15 protein-coding genes are annotated in these 18,954 nt (G+C 45.5%); 9 read left to right on the plus strand and 6 right to left on the minus strand.

The genetic code is table 11. From position 1 onward, the window contains the following. On the plus strand, positions 1 to 354 hold a 354-nt coding region (locus HMPREF9431_RS02155; RefSeq protein ID WP_004379436.1), incomplete at its 5' end, for an IS256 family transposase. A gap of 513 nt (positions 355 to 867) precedes the next feature. Here the strand turns inward: HMPREF9431_RS02155 and HMPREF9431_RS13350 are convergent. From HMPREF9431_RS13350 to HMPREF9431_RS02180, 5 genes are all read right to left on the minus strand, one after another. Next, positions 868 to 1,596, minus strand: coding sequence for an IS256 family transposase, variant Zn-binding type (locus HMPREF9431_RS13350; protein WP_458693803.1), 729 nt, complete (start codon positions 1,594 to 1,596; stop codon positions 868 to 870). 306 nt (positions 1,597 to 1,902) lie between these two features. After that, complete coding sequence (gene thrS, locus HMPREF9431_RS02165; RefSeq protein WP_004379440.1) at positions 1,903 to 3,852, minus strand: threonine--tRNA ligase; 1,950 nt, start codon at positions 3,850 to 3,852, stop codon at positions 1,903 to 1,905. A gap of 152 nt (positions 3,853 to 4,004) precedes the next feature. Continuing rightward, complete coding sequence (locus HMPREF9431_RS02170) at positions 4,005 to 4,892, minus strand: FAD-dependent thymidylate synthase (RefSeq protein ID WP_004379441.1); 888 nt, start codon at positions 4,890 to 4,892, stop codon at positions 4,005 to 4,007. A 39-nt stretch (positions 4,893 to 4,931) separates the two neighbouring features. Continuing rightward, positions 4,932 to 5,609, minus strand: coding sequence for a tetratricopeptide repeat protein (locus tag HMPREF9431_RS02175; protein ID WP_040561051.1), 678 nt, complete (start codon positions 5,607 to 5,609; stop codon positions 4,932 to 4,934). Continuing rightward, positions 5,602 to 7,914 (minus strand): transglycosylase domain-containing protein, encoded by a 2,313-nt coding sequence (locus HMPREF9431_RS02180; RefSeq protein ID WP_004379443.1) that lies wholly within the window; start codon positions 7,912 to 7,914, stop codon positions 5,602 to 5,604. Before HMPREF9431_RS02180 ends, HMPREF9431_RS02175 begins: the two co-directional genes overlap by 8 nt. Before the next feature lie 106 nt (positions 7,915 to 8,020). Between HMPREF9431_RS02180 and pyrB the strand changes: the two genes are divergently transcribed. The 3 genes from pyrB to glyA are packed head-to-tail and all read left to right on the plus strand — an operon-like array spanning position 8,021 to position 10,749. After that, positions 8,021 to 8,971, plus strand: coding sequence for an aspartate carbamoyltransferase (gene pyrB / locus HMPREF9431_RS02185; RefSeq protein ID WP_004379444.1), 951 nt, complete (start codon positions 8,021 to 8,023; stop codon positions 8,969 to 8,971). Between the two features lie 4 nt (positions 8,972 to 8,975). Next, complete coding sequence (gene pyrI, locus HMPREF9431_RS02190; protein WP_004379445.1) at positions 8,976 to 9,431, plus strand: aspartate carbamoyltransferase regulatory subunit; 456 nt, start codon at positions 8,976 to 8,978, stop codon at positions 9,429 to 9,431. A 37-nt stretch (positions 9,432 to 9,468) separates the two neighbouring features. Continuing rightward, on the plus strand, positions 9,469 to 10,749 hold the full coding sequence (gene glyA / locus HMPREF9431_RS02195) for a serine hydroxymethyltransferase (RefSeq protein WP_004379446.1): 1,281 nt from the start codon (positions 9,469 to 9,471) through the stop codon (positions 10,747 to 10,749). Positions 10,750 to 11,008: 259 nt separating this feature from the next. Here glyA and HMPREF9431_RS02205 read toward each other — a convergent pair whose 3' ends face one another. Further along, positions 11,009 to 12,595, minus strand: a complete 1,587-nt coding sequence (locus HMPREF9431_RS02205; RefSeq protein WP_004379447.1) for an NAD(P)/FAD-dependent oxidoreductase — start codon at positions 12,593 to 12,595, stop codon at positions 11,009 to 11,011. Positions 12,596 to 12,729: 134 nt separating this feature from the next. Between HMPREF9431_RS02205 and thrA the strand changes: the two genes are divergently transcribed. The 5 genes from thrA to HMPREF9431_RS02230 all read left to right on the plus strand — a co-directional run bounded on the left by thrA (position 12,730) and on the right by HMPREF9431_RS02230 (position 18,945). After that, a complete protein-coding gene (gene thrA, locus HMPREF9431_RS02210; protein ID WP_040561053.1) occupies positions 12,730 to 15,165 on the plus strand; it encodes a bifunctional aspartate kinase/homoserine dehydrogenase I in 2,436 nt (811 codons plus the stop codon). Between the two features lie 41 nt (positions 15,166 to 15,206). Then, positions 15,207 to 15,686 carry a hypothetical protein gene (locus tag HMPREF9431_RS02215; RefSeq protein ID WP_040560702.1) on the plus strand — a complete coding sequence of 160 codons (480 nt, stop codon included), beginning with the start codon at positions 15,207 to 15,209 and terminating at the stop codon, positions 15,684 to 15,686. Between the two features lie 14 nt (positions 15,687 to 15,700). Continuing rightward, positions 15,701 to 16,264: a hypothetical protein gene (locus HMPREF9431_RS02220; RefSeq protein WP_004379450.1), complete on the plus strand. Its 564-nt coding sequence runs from the start codon at positions 15,701 to 15,703 to the stop codon at positions 16,262 to 16,264. A 163-nt stretch (positions 16,265 to 16,427) separates the two neighbouring features. Next, positions 16,428 to 16,928, plus strand: coding sequence for a helix-turn-helix domain-containing protein (locus HMPREF9431_RS02225; RefSeq protein WP_004379451.1), 501 nt, complete (start codon positions 16,428 to 16,430; stop codon positions 16,926 to 16,928). Between the two features lie 82 nt (positions 16,929 to 17,010). Beyond that, positions 17,011 to 18,945 (plus strand): dipeptidyl-peptidase 3 family protein, encoded by a 1,935-nt coding sequence (locus HMPREF9431_RS02230; RefSeq protein WP_004379452.1) that lies wholly within the window; start codon positions 17,011 to 17,013, stop codon positions 18,943 to 18,945. The last annotated feature ends 9 nt before the right edge of the window (positions 18,946 to 18,954 follow it).

Consider the following 18,954-nt stretch of genomic DNA (forward strand, 5'->3'; position numbering starts at 1 on the left):
GAAGTATTCACCTTGGAGAACAAAGAGCGCAAATCTTTGCAAGGTTATGAACATTTTATTACTTTTGTAAACCGATGGGAAAAGAAATACCCCGTGTTACGCAAATATAAAGCCGAGCGTAATATTGCTTATTTCACCTATATGGACTTCCCTGTAGAAGTACAGAGATGCATTTATACGACGAATTGGATTGAGCGGCTCAACAGAAAGTATAAAAGAACCATCAAGATGAGAGCTGCAATGCCGTCAAGTCAATCGGTTTTATTTCTATTGGCATCTGTTGCAATGGAAGAAACACAGACGACATATCGAAGGAAAGTCTATCAATGGAGATGCTGGAAAAAGAGTGAATAATTTTGAACAAAATGGAAGATATGGGAAATTATGGTTACACACTTTTTAGGACAATACCAATAATTCGCGCTCGTGGGCCATCAAAGAATTCATAATCAACGATTGAAGTGTGACAAAACCTTCACTGCTACTTGTGTAATTCGAAATAATTTCCGAAATTTGTCCTTGTGTAAGTTCCATATTTTTGTTGTTTTTTGGCTTATATGACAAAAGTGTGCTTATTTTAGAGACGTTTTGTTTTATATGACAAAAGTGTGCTTAAAAAGTTTCATTCCCCTTTTATCTATTAGGGGAATGGGACTTTATAAAGTCTTGAATGAAGACCTTTCTTCTTTCCGTACTAATCCCCTTATGTAGGTTCAATTTTGTCTTTAAATCTGCATTAAGTGATTCAATTCCATTGTTGGTATTTGGTATGTCCAACTCAGGGTGATCGTAGAAAGTCCACAACCATGGCATATTTCTTTTAAGACTCAAAAAAGCACTACGCAGAGTTTTATGAGTATAGTGAGATTAGCCATCTTCTGTTATTGTGCATTCCTTAAGGAATCCCTCCCATTTAGTGTACCACTCTTCTAAAGCCTCGATAAAAGAATCTTTGTTTGTATGGCATAACATCCTGGATATTGCAAGTAGTTCTTTAGAAGCCTCAAGTTTTGGTCTTGAGGTTAGTTTTGTCTTTATAGTCATTACTTGATGAAACTGGCATAATTGGGATTTATAATTAGGGAATGCTTGCCTAAGTACCTTAAAACCATCGCATACAATGGCTTGAATTGTATATCCAAGTGAATCCAAATAGATTATGTCCTCTTTGTAATCTTCAAGCTGTTCATGCCTGTTGATAAACTTATACCAAAGCACGTTACCAGACAAAGAATCCTTCATAATAACAACACCAAAATTACGTCCCCAATATGTAACATCCATTAGAACCACTACCGGACGAATGAGAAGGCTGGGTAGTTCTTCTTTATAAGATTTGGTAAGCTTCCGATAAATAGTCCTGGTTGATACTCCATATTCTTCTGAAAGATCTTTGATAGTAAGATTACCTTTAGAATAACGGATGTTAACCATAGCATTAGTGAGTCGCTTATGTCCAACAAAAGTTCTCTTACAGGACTTACAATACCAGCGTTGACTACCATTGAGATGGCCGCGCTTTATAGTCGATTTTGAGCCACAATAAAAGCAGATTTTTTGCCATAAAAATATAAATAGAACAAAGATAATGACTATTAGTGAGTTACAAGGGTTTTAAGCACACTTTTGTCATATAAGCCAAAATATTCATTCTTTTAAGAGTATATAGGGGAAATTGAGAGGGTGGTGGGTTTTGCAGAGGTCTCAGCCTACCAAATGTCCATTACGCCACTTTTTAGGACAATACCCATTATTCCGGTAGTCCATATGAAAAAAGGTGTATCAAAATCTTGATACACCTTAATCTTTTGATAAGAAATTTATACGCAAGAGGTACGGTAATAATAGCGTATATCGTTGTCTTTTAATTTCACGCTCCCGATGTTAAGAAAATGTTTACCATTATCTTAAATCCTTAAGCTGATTTCCGACCTCATCATTGATACGTTGTGCAAAGTCTTTGATAGTCATTGTAGCTTGCTCACCGCCACCTTGTTGACGCATAGAAACCAAACCTTCGGCTGCTTCTTTCTCGCCGACAACCAACATGTAAGGGATACGCTTCAACTCACTATCTCGTATTTTACGACCAATTTTTTCATTACGATCATCAATGATAGCACGAACATTTACTGTGTGGAGTTGCTGTTCTACCTCATGCGCATAATCATTATACTTTTCAGAGATGGGAAGTATAACCACTTGGTCAGGCGTTAGCCATAAAGGAAAATGTCCTGCCGTATGCTCAATCAGCACAGCTACGAAACGTTCAAGCGAACCAAATGGTGCGCGATGAAGCATAACGGGTGTCTTCTTGCTGTTGTCGTCGGCCGTATATTCCAATTCAAAGCGCGCTGGTAGATTATAATCTACTTGGATAGTGCCCAACTGCCATTTACGGCCAATAGCATCTTTTACCATAAAGTCTAATTTTGGACCGTAGAAAGCAGCTTCCCCAACTTCTTCATGTGCTTGTAAGCCTTTTTCTTTGCAGGCTTCTCGAATTGCATTTTCACTCTCGTCCCAAATCTCATCAGAACCAATATATTTCTCTTTATCTTTAGGATCTCGTAGCGATATCTGTACTTCGTAGTTGTCGAATTTGAACGTCTTAAACACTTTGAGAATAATATCAATATTATTCTCGAATTCGCTTCTCACCTGATCTGGACGTACAAAGATGTGTGCATCATCTTGTGTAAACGTACGTACACGTGTTAAACCATGTAACTCACCACTCTTCTCATAACGGAAAACAGTACCAAACTCTGCTATTCGCAATGGTAAATCTTTGTAAGAGCGAGGTTTACGTGCATATACTTCACAATGGTGAGGACAATTCATAGGCTTAAGCATGTACTCTTCATCCTCTTCTGGAGTATGAATTGGTTGGAAAGCATCCTTCCCATAATGAGCATAGTGTCCTGATGTAACATAAAGACTCTTGCTACCGATACCTGGTGTAATCACTTCTTGATAATTGTAAGGACGAAGTAGCCCACGTAATAACTCTTGCAAACGAAGGCGTAATTGAGTGCCTTTGGGCAACCAAATAGGAAGTCCCTTGCCCACGCGTTCAGAGAACATGAACAATTCCATGTCCTTTCCAATTTTGCGATGGTCGCGTTTTTTGGCCTCTTCCAGCAAAAGTAGATATTCATCTAATAGTTTCTTCTTGGGGAAAGATATGCCGTAGATACGTGTCATTTGCTCACGTTTTGCATCACCCCGCCAAAAAGCACCTGCAACATTTGTGAGTTTCACTGCTTTGATGAGCCCTGTTGACATCAAGTGTGGTCCACGACAAAGGTCTGTAAAGTGTCCTTGCGTATAGGTTGTTATAGTGCCATCCTCCAAATCTTGGTCGATGTGTTCGTACTTATATGCTTGTCCATCGGCTTTAAAAGCTTTCAGCGCGTCTGCCTTTGAAATCTCTTTACGAATGACAGGCTCATCTTTCTTAGCCAATTCCAGCATCTTAGCTTCGATTTTTGGAAGATCATTTTCAGAAATCACCTGACCTTCAGCAGGCATAACATCATAGAAAAATCCATTCTCAACCGAAGGCCCAAAGCCAAACTGAATGCCAGGATAGAGTTCTTGCAAAGCCTCGGCCAACAAATGGGCAGATGTATGCCAAAAAGTCTTTTTCCCTTCTCCGTCATCAAATTTATAGAGTGCAATGGTTGCATCTGTATTGATAGGCCGATTTAATTCTACTATTTCCCCATTAACACTACATGACACTACACTACGCGCAAGAGCTGGTGAAATGCTCTCTGCAATTTGGATTCCCGTTATACCCTGTTCATAATTGCGGACAGAGCCATCAGGAAAAGTAATTTTAATCATATTGAAATTTGTTTTATCCATCTTTATACCATGCAAAGTTACGTAAAAAGGGTGATATAGAGAAACATGTGCTTGACAAATTCTACTTTTTACTCTATTCTTAATCTACAATCTCCCTTTATCGTCTATTAAAAAAATCTATTTGAAATCGATTATAACCATCCATTTTGCTTAAAGACCTCATAAAGCGGCTGAGCTATAGCCTTTGCATCTGGATGAGGTGCACCCGTTGTTCCTAAGGCTCGTAAATTAAAAAAGTGTTGCCAGTCATGTAAGAATGCCGTGTGAATAAGCTCTGTGTTTACATCTAAAGGCAATACTGCGCGAGCCTCTTGTGGCTTTCGTCCCAATGCAATGAGTTGCATGTAGGCAAATTCGGCAGCAAGATTAGCAAACAGCCAGGCATCGAAGTCCGTCCAATTTGTGTTACCATTACTATCGGCTATAGAACGGCAGTAGTTTATAAACTGCATATTGAAATTGCCTGCTTGTTCTATCGCAGAAAACTTCTCACAGGTGGTAATCCATTCTGGTACGTTAATATTAATTTCACCCCCAAATTTATCTTTGCTATAATTACAATAGCGTGTAGACTGCTCTGCCATAGAGTGTGAGCGATGACGATTAAATTCGCGTGTAATGGAAACTTGCGTGGTAAAATGAACTGTGATGCGTGGTTCATGCTGAGGTTGTTGCTTATAAAGATATTTCAAATCGTTCATCCACCCCTGCTCTACCAGTACACGGAGGTTGGTTGTAATATAATTTTTCGTATTAAATGTATGGACAACGGAGAATGGATTTTGGATATACCGTTCAGCCAATTTTGCTTGATCTGTAACCAAATATACCGTCCCATGTTCGAGCATGGCTGTGTGTTTTGAAGCTATGAGCCGCTCAACAAAGGGACGTGCAGACTGATTATCTACGTGATTTTCACTTTTATAGCACACACGCCCAGCTCGTTCTATCATGCGGTAGATACCGTCAATTCCAGCCTCTTGCTGCCATATTTCAAATGAGGGTTGTAGAAATTTCATGTTTTATCTATTTATCTTTTTACAATTCTGTTATTGTTGTTATGATTTCCTCTTTATTCTTTCGAAAAAAGGCTTTAATGCCATTCTGGGAATACCTAAAGTTATTAATTTTTGTAAATCGTTCTTTGCCTTTTCATATTGTCTTAAAGTAATCCAAATGTCTGCGCGAGCCAACAGATAGTCTGTATTATCAGGCGCACGCTGAATAGCTTCCGTATAATCAAACGCAGCCAAATCATATTGTTGATGGTCACGCTCTAAATTTGCACGTGCAGCATAGGCAAGTGAACTATCAGGAAATTGCATCACTAAGCGGTTGAGCCCATCTAAAGCTTCTGTATGATGCTTGTCCCTTTCATTGAGTAATGCTAGCCCTAACTGTGCTTCAAAATTTCCAGGAACAAGATAGAGCAGGTGCTCGTAATCTAAGCGGGCGAAAGAATAACGATGGAGCTGTTCATTGACAAAAGCACGGAAATATAACGCTGCCAAATTATTTGGCTCCCGCGCAAGCACTTGATCGTATTCACCTTTGGCATAGTCCCATTCGCCAAGTTGAACATTCCATGAGGCTTTCTTTAGCTTTAAATCAAGGCTATCCGGATGATAGTTAAGAGCTTCTGTTGCCACTTTTAAACTATCCCGTAGGGGGGTATGTTGTGCATAAGCGCAAAAGTTATATGCTAAAATGAAAAGAAGTATAAAACTCTTATTCATAAACCTCATCAATTTGATTACTGCTTGAGTCATTATCCTGATTCTTACAAGGATCAAATCCATCAGGCAAGTCAAACTTAACCTTACTGCTATAACCCAGTGTGCGATCATTATAAACCTTACGCATGAAATAGGCCCAAATGGGTAATGCCATTGTTGCACCTTGTCCCATGGCCATATTATCGAAGTGAATATCCCGATCTTCACCTCCTACCCATACGCCAGAGACTAATTGGGGTGTAAAACCGATGAACCAAGCATCACTATTGTTATTGGTTGTTCCGGTTTTCCCACCAATTTCACCTTCAAAGTTGTACTTATAGCGTAATCGGCCTGCCGTACCACCATCAACCACACCTTGCAACAACACCAACATTTTATTAGCACTTTCTGCGCTGATAACTTCGTTCATGCGTGGCTGAAACGTTGCAATAACATTACCTTCATTGTCCTCAATACGCGAAACAAATAGAGGCGCCGTCCGAATACCATGATTGGCAAAAGTAGAATAGGCGCTCACCATCTCGGCAACACTCACATCACATGGGCCTAAACAAAGCGACATCGATGGATAGATATTGGGAGTATTAATACCAAATTCGTGTAGTGTGGAGACAAATAGACGTGGATTCAGCTTGCTCATAAGATAAGCTGAAATCCAGTTATTACTGTTTGCTAATCCCCATTTCAGCGTAACCATTTGGCCATAGCGTGCACGCGAGGCATTACGTGGTGTCCAAGGCCTACCTGCTACAGTATAAGTCTTTTGAACATTTGGGGCAACGTCGCAAGGTGAAAATCCATTTTCCATAGCCAAAGCATAAAGGAAAGGTTTAATGGTTGACCCCACCTGCCGACGTCCTCCTGTTACCATGTCATACATAAAATAATTATAGTCTAATCCACCTACATAGGCTTTTACAAATCCCGTCTTAGGATCCATACTCATGAAGCCTGCACGCAAAAAGCTCTTATAGTATTTGATGGAATCCATAGGAGTCATTGTTGTATCAATATCGCCATGATAGGTGAAGATTGTCATGCCAACAGGCCTATTAAAAGCGGCCTTAATTTCTGCCTCGCTTGCTCCTGATGCCTTCATATCGCGGTAGCGTTCACTTTGAAACATGTTGCGATTGAGAATTGAACGCAATTGTTGTGGTGTTAGCTTCTCCGTAAAAGGTGCGTTTTTTTTACTCTTATTCTCGCGATTAAAAGCCGGTTGAAGGAACTTTGCGACATGTCCATATACAGCTTCCTCCGCATAAAGTTGCATGCGGCTATCCAATGTTGTGAAGACTTTCAGCCCATCCGTATAAATATTATAGGGGCTTCCGTCTTTCTTGAAATTCTTATTGCACCACCCATAAAGTGGGTCTGTTTCCCAAGCTAAAGAATCTAATGCATATTGCACGCGATTCCATGCTGGATAACTTTCTAATTTGGGCTTTTCTGCCATCATATATTGGCGTAAAAACTCTCTAAAATAAGTCGCATTTCCATCTTTGTGATCTGTGCGATGGAAATTTAATGCTAAAGGCATTGCGCAATATTCTGAGTACTCACTATTACTCAGATAACCTGCTTTCAACATTTGCCCCAAGACAATATTCCTACGATCACGCGCGCGCTCAGGAAAACGAACCGGATTAAACAATGACGGATTCTTACATAATCCCACCAACATAGCAGCCTCTGTTGTCGTTAAGTCGGCTGGTTCTTTGTTGAAGTATGTGTTTGCTGCAGTCTTAATCCCGACAGCATTATGCAAAAAGTCGAAGTAATTGAGGTATAAAGCAATAATTTCCTCTTTGGTATAGTAGCGTTCTAATTTCACCGCTATAACCCACTCTATAGGCTTTTGCAAGAGACGCTCTAAAGAACTATGTACCTGTATAGAATATAATTGTTTGGCCAATTGCTGGGTAATGGTTGAACCTCCACCAGCTGATGCCTGGCCAAATAGACCTCGCTTTATCAAAGCGCGCCCTAAGGCAATGAAATCTATACCGCTATGTTCATAGAAACGTTCGTCTTCTGTTGCCACTAAGGCATGAACCAAATGTTTCGATATTTTATTATAAGGAACGACAATGCGATTTTCTTTATTTAAATTATAGGTTCCCATCACTTTTCCATCCGCCGAATAAACTTGCGTTGCAAAACGATTGATAGGGTTTTGTAAATCTTCAATAGCGGGCATATAGCCAATCCAGCCATTCCAAATGGCTGTGAAAGCTAATGCTGTTCCTGCTATTGCACATAACAAAATCGTCCACAATGCGTGGACAAAGACTTTTCTCATCTCATTTAATTTTGGGCAAAAATACAATTTTTCTCCGAAATACCATAGTATAATCAGAATTTATCCCTACCTTTGGACTGGTTTTCAACATCAATAACATAACAATATGCACAATTTTGTGACCATTGCCGATTTGACAAGAGAAGATATATTGTATCTCATTCAAATGGCACACGAGTTTGAAAAGAATCCTAACCGAGAATTATTAAAAGGGAAGGTCGTAGCAACATTGTTTTATGAGCCATCCACACGAACACGGCTTAGCTTTGAAACGGCGGCCAACCGATTAGGTGCTCGTGTTATTGGTTTCAGCGATGCCAAGGCTTCGAGCGTGTCAAAGGGCGAAACGCTGAAAGACACCATCCTCATGGTGAGCAATTATGCCGACGTCATTGCCATGCGACATTACATAGAAGGTGCGGCACAATATGCTTCAGAAGTGACGCGAGTGCCTATTATCAATGCAGGAGATGGTGCGCACATGCACCCTTCACAGTGCTTGCTTGATCTCTACACCATTTATCAGACGCAAGGAAAATTAGAGAATCTTAATATCTATCTTGTCGGCGACTTGAAATATGGGCGCACGGTGCATTCCCTTATCACGGCAATGCGCCATTTTAATCCTACATTCCATTTCATTGCACCTAAAGAATTGAGTATGCCACAGGAATATAAACTTTATTGTAAACAACATCACATTGTTTACCATGAGCATACAACATTCGACGCAGAAACCATTGCCGATGCCGATATTCTGTATATGACGCGTGTGCAGAAGGAACGATTTTCCGATTTGATGGAATATGAACGTGTGAAAAACGTGTATATTTTGAGAAATGACATGCTGCAACACGTGAAAGAGAATATGAAGATACTCCATCCCCTTCCGCGCGTAAACGAAATTGCTTACGATGTGGATGACAACCCACATGCCTATTACATCCAGCAGGCGCAGAATGGACTTTATGCACGCGAGGCCATCTTCTGCCATTGTTTGGGAATCACATTAGAAGATGTCAAAAACGACAAAACAATTATTCAGTCAAAATTCTAACATTATGGCGAAAAAAGAAATGCAGGTGGCAGCCATTGAAAATGGCACGGTAATTGATCATATTCCGGCTGAGAAAACCTATTTAGTGGCCGACCTCCTCGATTTAAAAGCTTCGACGATGCCTGTCACCATCGGCTATAATCTTCCATCAAACCGCATTGGGAAGAAAGGAATCATTAAAATTACAAATAAATTTTTCACCGACGAAGAAATTAGTCGCCTCAGTGTTGTTGCGCCCAACGTGGTGCTCAACATCATTAAAGACTATGAAGTGGTGGAAAAGAAAATGGTTGAAACGCCCCAAGTGCTGCGAGGCATTGTGCGCTGCAACAATCCTAAGTGCATCACCAACAATGAGCCGATGGCCACGCTTTTCCATGTTGTCGACAAAGTGCACGGTGTAGTGAAATGCCACTATTGCGACAAAGAGCAAAATATGAATGAAATCAAGCTCGTATAAGAATTGTCATTTATCCGTAAAACATAAGGTAACAAATATGAGAAGAGACCAAGAAATCTTCGATTTAATCGAACAAGAGCATCAACGACAACTCAAAGGCATTGAACTTATTGCTTCTGAAAATTTTGTCAGTGATGAAGTCATGGCGGCCATGGGGTCATGCCTCACTAATAAATATGCCGAGGGACTTCCCGGAAAGCGCTATTACGGCGGTTGTCAGGTAGTAGACCAAGTTGAAACTTTGGCCATCGAGCGGGTGAAGAAGCTATTTCATGCGGCTTATGCCAATGTGCAACCCCACTCGGGCGCACAGGCCAATGCAGCAGTGTTGCTGGCGGTGCTGAAGCCCGGCGACACGTTCTTAGGCCTGAATTTAGAACAGGGCGGCCACCTTTCACATGGCAGCAGCGTCAACACCTCCGGCCTACTCTATCATCCGGTGGGTTACAATCTCAAACGCGAAACAGGCCGCGTAGATTACGATGAAATGGAACAATTAGCGCACCAACACAAGCCCAAACTCATCATCGGTGGCGGTTCAGCCTACAGCCGCGAGTGGGACTATGCCCGCATGCGCAAAATCGCCGATGAAGTGGGCGCTTTGCTGATGATTGACATGGCGCATCCAGCAGGACTCATCGCTGCCGGCTTGCTGGACAATCCTTTAAAATATGCCCACATCGTCACCAGTACCACCCACAAAACATTGCGTGGTCCGCGCGGCGGCATCATCCTCATGGGCAAAGATTTTGAAAACCCATGGGGGCTGACCACCAAGAAAGGCGAAGTGAAAATGATGAGCGCCCTGCTCAATTCGGCCGTTTTCCCCGGCACACAGGGCGGCCCGCTCGAACATGTCATCGCTGCTAAGGCTGTGGGCTTTGGCGAGAACCTGCTCCCCTCTTGGAAGACCTATGCGCAGCAGGTGAAAACCAATGCTGCAACATTGGCTGCCGACCTTATAGAGCGTGGCTTCACCATCATCAGTGGCGGAACCGACAACCACTCTATGTTGGTGGATTTGCGCAGCAAATATCCCGAGCTCACGGGTAAGATGGCTGAGAAAGCGTTGGTTGCGGCCGACATCACAGCCAACAAAAACATGGTGCCTTTCGACACACGCAGCGCGTTCCTAACCTCGGGCTTGCGCCTTGGCACAGCAGCCATCACCACCCGTGGCGCGAAAGAAGATCTGATGCATCTCATCGCCGCGCTCATTGAGGACGTGCTCAATCATCCTGAAGATGACCGCGTGATAGCTCAGGTTCGCGAGAAGGTGAATGCCACGATGAAAAACTATCCGCTGTTTGCCGATTAAAGGCACCGTGGCGTTTGCATGCGCAGTCATGTAGACACCGCACAATGGGATGCAGAAACAAGGAAGGAGCACACAAAGGCTTCTTCCTTTTTTGATAGCATAGCAGCATATTTTTTCAAGAAAACACCCCAACTACACCCCGTATCTGCATGGTTTTTGGGTGTCGGGAAGCGGCATCGCATCTGTTTAAAAAAGCGGATGCGACGACTTCTTATTGCATTGGATTTGTAAATGGGGGAAAAGAGGCGACCGGTATCTGCTACAAGCCGTCGACATAGTGTTGCGCCATCTCGGCACAGCGTTCGCCATCCATACCCGCAGAAACGATGCCACCGGCATAGCCTGCTCCTTCGCCACAAGGGAAAAGTCCCCGCAGGCGCACGTGCTGCAAGGTTTCGCGGCTGCGTAAAATGCGGACGGGGCTCGATGTTCGGGTCTCGACGGCCATCATCACCGCTTCGTTGGTGAGAAAGCCATGCGCTTGCCGCCCAAAGGTTTTAAAACCCTCTTGCAAGCGTTGCACGATGAATGGTGGAAGCCAAAAATGCAGGGGACTGCTCACCAATCCGGGGGCATAAGAACTTTTGGGCAAATCATAGCTCAGCCGACCATTCACAAAGTCGGCCATGCGCTGTGCCGGTGCGGTTTGCCGCATGTTGCCTTGTTGCCAGCAGAGCCGTTCTACATGTTCTTGAAAGCGCATCACGCACAAGGCATCATCGCCAGCTTCGGCAAAGGCCTGCTGACAATCTTGCGGTTCCATCTGCACCACCATGCCACTGTTGCTCCATGCCGTGCCGCGGTTGCTGGGACTCATGCCGTTCACCACAATCTGCTGTTTGTCGGTGGCGGCAGGAATAACAAAACCGCCCGGGCACATGCAGAAACTATAGACGCCACGGCCTTGCGCCTGGGTCACAAACGAATATTCGGCTGCAGGGAGATAGCGGCCACGACCATTTTTGTTGTGATATTGAATTTGGTCGATAAGCTGGCTGGGGTGCTCCAAACGCACGCCCACGGCAATGCCCTTGGCTTCGATTTCGATGTTGGCATCGTGCAAATAGCGGTAGACATCGCGTGCGCTGTGTCCCGTAGCCAAAATCACCGGTCCGCGGAACGTGCGTTGTGCATCGTTTTGCAAGTCATGAGCTTCCACCCCCACCACTTCGTCACCTTGTATTAGTAGCTGCGTCATTTGCGTGAGGAAATGCACTTCGCCACCACATTGCAAAATGGTGTTGCGCATGGCCTCAATTACACGTGGCAACTTGTCGGTGCCAATGTGCGGGTGCACATCCGAGAGAATGGCTTCTGAGGCGCCGTGCTGACAAAACACTTGCAAGATTTTCTCCACGCTGCCACGCTTTTTGCTGCGCGTGTAGAGCTTGCCATCGCTGTAGGCTCCTGCCCCACCCTCACCGAAACTGTAATTGCTCGTGGCATCCACCTGCTGCGTCTTCGTGATGAGTGCCAAATCTTTCTTGCGGTCGCGCACATTCTTTCCACGTTCCAGCACAATAGGACGCAACCCCAATTCAATCAGCCGAAGCGCTGCAAACAAGCCTCCGGGGCCGGCACCCACTACGACAACCGACGGTTTGCCCGAAACATCGGGATAATCGACACGCGCAAACGGCTCGTCTTGCGGAAACTCATTGATGTAAACGCGCACTTTGAGATTGACAACAATCTGCCGTTGCCGTGCATCAATACTGCGCCGCAACACACGCACCTGCTGAATGGTGCGCACATCAATGCCATGCGTTTCTGCCACATAGGCCTTGATGCTGTCTTCCGTAAATGCTACGGCAGGTGTAACTCTTATTTGCCATTCTTGAATCATGCGTGCAAAGTTACCCAAAAATGGCTACACCCTCGCAATCTCTCGTTCTTTTTGTTGGGTATGCGCGCAATAATTCGTATTTTTGCAGCGCTCTCTTCGGGGGTAACATCATTCCCAATTTAAATGTGTTTTTCATGAAAGTATTAAAATTTGGTGGAACATCCGTAGGCTCTGTAGAAAGTATTCAGAGCCTAAAACATATTGTTGAAAATGAAGCGCAGCATGGCGATGTTGTCGTGGTGGTGAGTGCTTTGGGTGGCATCACCGACCAGCTGTTGGCCACTTCGCTATTGGCGCAGCAGCACCGTGACGAATGGAAAGCATCGTTCGACGCCATGGTTGCGCGACACCACAAGATGATTGATTGCATCATCGACAACGCAGACGCTCGGCAACAGTTAGCGCAGCAATTAGACACCTTGTTCGAGCAACTGCGCAGCATCTATTTCGGCGTTTATCTGGTGCACGACCTCAGCGAGAAAACCACCAACACCATTGTGAGCTATGGCGAACGTCTGTCGAGCCTCATTGTTGCCACGCTCATCAAGGGCGCGCAATGGTTTGACAGCCGCACGTTTATCAAAACCGAGCGCGCCAATCACAAAAACCTGTTAGACAACGAACTCACCAACCAATTGGTGAAGCAGACATTTGCTCGGCAGCCCCACATTGCCTTGGTGCCGGGCTTCATCAGCACCGACCGCGACACGGGTGAGATTACCAACCTCGGACGCGGAGGGAGCGACTACACAGCCGCCATCATCGCAGCGGCTTTGGATGCTGAGGTGTTAGAGATTTGGACCGACGTCAACGGCTTTATGACAGCCGACCCACGCGTCATCAAAGGCGCCTACACCATTGCCGAGCTCAGCTACATCGAGGCCATGGAGCTGTGCAACTTCGGCGCCAAGGTGGTCTATCCGCCCACCATCTATCCCGTTTGCGTGAAAAACATTCCCATCAAAGTTAAAAACACCTTCAATCCCACCAATCCCGGCACCACCATCAAGGCCGAGATTGCCAACGACCATAAGCCCATCAAAGGCATCAGCTCCATCAACGGCACGGCGCTCATCACGGTCACCGGCCTCTCAATGGTGGGTGTGATTGGCGTCAACCGCCGCATCTTCACCGCCCTGGCCAATCGGGGTATCAGCGTGTTCATGGTGGCGCAGGCATCGTCGGAGAACTCTACGAGTATCGGTGTACGTGACGAAGATGCAGAAAAAGCCGCACAAGTGCTCAACGAAACCTTTGCCGCCGAAATCGAAGATGGTGCCATGTTCCCCATGCACATCAAGCGCGGTTTGGCCACCGTGGCCATCGTGGGAGCCAACATGAAGGACTTGCCTGGAAGCGCCGGCAAACTGTTCGGCACTTTGGGGCGAAGCGGTATCAGCGTCATCGCCTGCGCACAAGGGGCGAGCGAAACCAACATCTCGTTTGTGGTGAAGAGCGAGAGCCTGCGCAAGGCGCTCAACGTCATCCACGACTCGTTTTTCCTCTCCGAATACAAGGTGCTCAATCTGTTTATCTGCGGTGTGGGAACCGTGGGCGGAAAGCTCATCGAGCAAATTCGTCGGCAACACGAAACGCTCAAAGCGCGCAACCAACTGCAATTAAATGTGGTGGGCATCGCCAGTTCGAAGCGCGCCATCTTCAACCGCGAGGGGCTCGACCTTGCCCATTATCAAGAGGCATTGCAAACAGCTCAACTTAGCACGCCCGAAATATTGCGCCGCACCATCACCGAGATGAACATGTTCAACAGCGTGTTTGTGGATTGCACCGCCAGCCGAGACATTGCCGCGCTCTATCAGCAATTTCTCGACCACAACATCAGCATCATCGCAGCCAACAAGATTGCAGCTAGCGGACCATTCAACGCGTATGCCGCGCTCAAAAAGACGGCGCTGCAACGCGGCGTGAAATTCCGCTACGAAACCAATGTGGGCGCCGGCCTCCCCATCATCAGCACCATCAACGACCTGCGCAACTCGGGCGACCAAATTCTGCGCATCGAGGCCGTGCTGAGCGGCACACTCAACTTCATTTTCAACGAAATCAGTGCCGAGGTGCCCTTCTCTGAAGCCGTGCGACGTGCCCAAGCAATGGGCTACAGCGAGCCCGACCCACGCATCGACCTCAGCGGCATCGACGTGGTGCGCAAGTTGGTCATCCTCGCCCGCGAGGCCGGCTACGCCGTTGAACAAGCCGACGTCGACAAGCAACTTTTCATTCCGCAGCGCTATTTTGAGGGCACGCTCGACGAATTTTGGCAGCTGCTGCCCCAGTTGGATGCCGAATTTGAAACCCGTCGCCGGCAGCTCGAGCGCGAAGGCAAGCGTTGGCGCTTCGTGGCCACGATGGACGGGCAGAAAACGTCGGTGGCCTTGAAGGCCGTTCCCCGTGGTCACCCGTTCTATCAGCTGGCCGGCAGCAACAACATCGTGCTGCTCACCACCGCGCGCTACAAGGAGTATCCCATGCTCATTCAGGGCTATGGTGCAGGAGCCAGCGTCACGGCGGCCGGCGTGTTTGCCAACATCATGTCGATAGCCAACATCTGACGAGCCGTTTCGCCCGTTCCACCTCCCAATTTTCAAAAGAAATGGAACCGGACAGAGCAAAAGCCTCCCAATTTTCAAAAGAAATGAAACCGGGCAGAGCAAAAGCCTCCCAATTTTCAAAAGAAATGAAACCGGACAGAGCAAAAGCCTCCCACTTTCCAAAGGAAGCGAAACAGGACAGAGCAAAAATCTCTCACTTTTCAAAAGAAATGAAACAGAACAAGGCAAAAAATCGATGCGATGTTAACCCAATTAAAAGTAGGTTAACAATGTTGCTTGCTGCAAATAACCCAATTAAAAGTGGGTTAACAATGTTCCTTGCTGCAAATAACCCAATTAAAAATGGGTTAACAATGTTGTTTACTGCAAATAACCCAATTAAAAGTGGGTTAACAATGTTCTTTACTGCAAATAACCCAATTAAAAGTGGGTTAACAATGTTCTTTACTGCAAATAACCCAATTAAAAGTGAGTTAACAATTCGCACTGAGACAGACCCGTCTATGGAATTGAACACTTAAAAATCTTTCATAAAATGACAAATTCAGATGGAAATCGCCACAACGTGCTGAAACGGCACTATTATCACAAGTTTGAGAGCGACCGTGCGCCCTACAGCAGACGTTCCTCAGGAGAGAACACCGCACAATTCAGCTTTGACGAGCTTTATTTGCTGCCGTTTACGCACCAATATTCGGAGGACGAGCAAGGGCGTGGCGGATTTGTGCCGCTCGAACAAAATCTCCACCCCACGGGCATCAACGTGATGGATGAATATTTGCAGATGCTGCATCAAAATTGTTTTAGTTATGATGCTTTCCGCCAGAAATATCATGCCCACTCGTCCGACCTTAGCGGCTTGGTGTTTATGCTCACCGGGCTCACACAGGAACAATTCCGCCTGCGATGGATTTTGCGCACAGCCAGTCTGCTGCTGCGCTACACCGATATGCCCATGAGCGAAGTGGCTCGGCGCAGTGGGGCCGGCTCGCGCACCAACCTTTATTATATGTTTCAACGCGACTACAACTATCCGCCTTCACAAGAACGCGAAAATGCCGAGCGCGACCGCCTGTGGAAATACAGAATCATAGAGTGAAAACGCGCGAGAAAGGGTGTGCTTGCAAAAGCAAAACCATCGTAAAGGCAACGAACAGCTGGGAAAGGGCTGCTTTTAGCAAAAAAAATGTACAAAACATTTGATTTGTTGATTATTTTGCCTATTTTTGCGAACACATAAGAAATCAGTTAAATTTAGTATTATGGCGAAGTATAATATTACCGAGAAGCGGGAGAAAGAAGCTGCCTATCGTACTTTGGTCAGTCCGAAATTGATGGACGAATTGAAAGAAAAAATCCTCGATATCATCCTTATTCAAAAGAAATATAAGGACAGAGACTATTCGGCCAAGCAATTAGCAACCGATTTGGGCACTAACACCCGCTACGTCTCTGCCGTTGTGAATGTGAGGTTTCACATGAACTACACGTCGCTGGTCAACAAGTATCGCATTGAAGAAGCGATGACCTTGCTCGTCGACCGACGTTACAAACACCTGAACATGGAGGAAATCTCAGACATGGTGGGGTTTGCCAATCGTCAATCGTTTTATGCGGCTTTTTTCAAATTCAATGGTTGCACGCCGCGGGAATATAAGTTGGCCAACTTTCGCAGCCATCCGCGCTTGAATGCCGAACCGAAGAAACGGGGCAGAAAGCCCGGAACGAAAAACAAAGTCAAAACGCATGCTCCTGAGGCGTAAACGCTATTCAAAACAAGAATGTCCACAGAAGAACATGAAAAAAATCTTGCTGTGGACTTTTTAATGCTCAACACACAAAGCAATGAATTATATTGACGAAAAATTTGCCGACATACAGATGTTGCGCTATGAACTGACGGGATTTGAACAGCTCACACCGCAACAAAAAGTTTATATTTACTATCTGTCGCAAGCAGCCTTGGCCGGCCGCGACATCACGTTTGACCAATTCGGGCGCTACAATCTCATGGTCAGGAGGGTGCTTGAGCGCATTTTCGAGCACTACACGGGGCCGCGCGACACCGAGGCGTTTCAGCAGCTTGTCGTTTATCTTAAGCGCATTTGGTTTTCGAGTGGCATTTATCATCATTACAGCTATGACAAGATGGAACCCCGGTTTAGCGAGTCGTTTTTCACTTCGCTCTACGAAGCACTCCCCTTCTCCACCTTAGGCTTTCAGACAGCGCACGAGAAAGATGCGACGCTGCCACTATTGCGACGGTTGCTCTTCGACAAAACATTCATGCCCAAGCGTGTAAACAAGCGTGATGGTGTGGATCTTGTCCGCACTTCGGCGTGCAACTTTTATGAAAACCTGACGCAGCAAGAGGTGGAAGCCTATTATGCTGCCGAGAAAAAGCGCACGGGAAACAATCGCATTTCGTATGGCTTAAACACACGGCTCATCAAGAAGGATGGCGAGATTGTGGCGCAATGCTATCGTGCGGGGGAGTATTATGGCGATAAAATAAGCCAAATCATCCATTGGCTGACCTTAGCCAAAGACTGTGCCGAGAATAATCGGCAACGAAAGGTGATAGCTCTTTTAATCCGGTATTATCAGACGGGCGACTTAGAAGTGTTTAATGCCTATACCATTGAGTGGCTCAAGGCGCAGGCGGGCGATGTCGATTTTATTAATGGTTTTATTGAGGTCTATGCCGATCCCTTGGGATTAAAAGGCTCCTGGGAAGGGTTGGTGGAATATAAAAACCACGAAGCAACCCAACGCACGCAGCTTATCAGTCAAAATGCGCAATGGTTTGAAGACCATTCGCCTGTCGATGATGCCTTTAAAAAGAAAACGGTGAGGGGCATTACCGCGCAGGTCATTTGTGCAGCGATGCTCGGTGGCGACGAATATCCATCGACAGCCATTGGCATCAACCTGCCGAATGCCGACTGGATCAGGGCTGAATATGGTTCGAAAAGCATCACCATCAGCAACATTACAGATGCCTATAACAAGGCCTCGCGGCATAGTGGTTTTATGGAGGAATTTGTTATCGATGCGCCAACGTTGCAGTTGATACGGCAATATGGCGATTGCTGCGACGATTTGCATACCGATTTGCACGAATGTTTAGGGCATGGCAGCGGACAAATGCTACCCACCACGCCATCGAATGCCCTCAAAGCTTATGGCAATACGATAGAAGAAGCGCGCGCCGATTTGTTTGGTTTATACTACATTGCCGATGAGAAGTTGGTGGAATTGGGGCTCACTCCCAATCAAGAGGCTTATAAAAGTCAGTATTATACTTATATGCAAAATGGGCTGCTCACACAGTGCGTGCGCATCAAGCTGGGCGAGGACATTGAGGAAGACCACATGCGGAACAGGGCTTTAATAGCGAATTGGGCTGTCGCTTTAGATGCAAATCACGAGATCGTAGACATCGTAGAACATGGAAACAAACATTTTATAGCCATAAAAGACTACACAAAATTGCGCGAGATTTTTGCTTTCCAACTCAAAGAAATACAACGCATAAAGAGCGAAGGAGATTTTGAACAAGCGCGATGGCTTGTTGAGCAATATGCTATTCATATTGACAAGGCACTCCATCAAGAAATGCTCGAACGTTATCAACGGCTCAACATTTCGCCCTATAAAGGTTTTATTAATCCCTGGATGAAGCCTGTCTATGGAGAAACAGGGCAGGTTGTAGACATCACGATTGACTATACTGAAAGTTATACACACCAAATGATGCGCTATTCAAGCGAATTTTAAAGAGAACAA

Source organism: Segatella oulorum F0390 (genome assembly GCF_000224615.1).
Lineage (GTDB): Bacteria > Bacteroidota > Bacteroidia > Bacteroidales > Bacteroidaceae > Prevotella > Prevotella oulorum.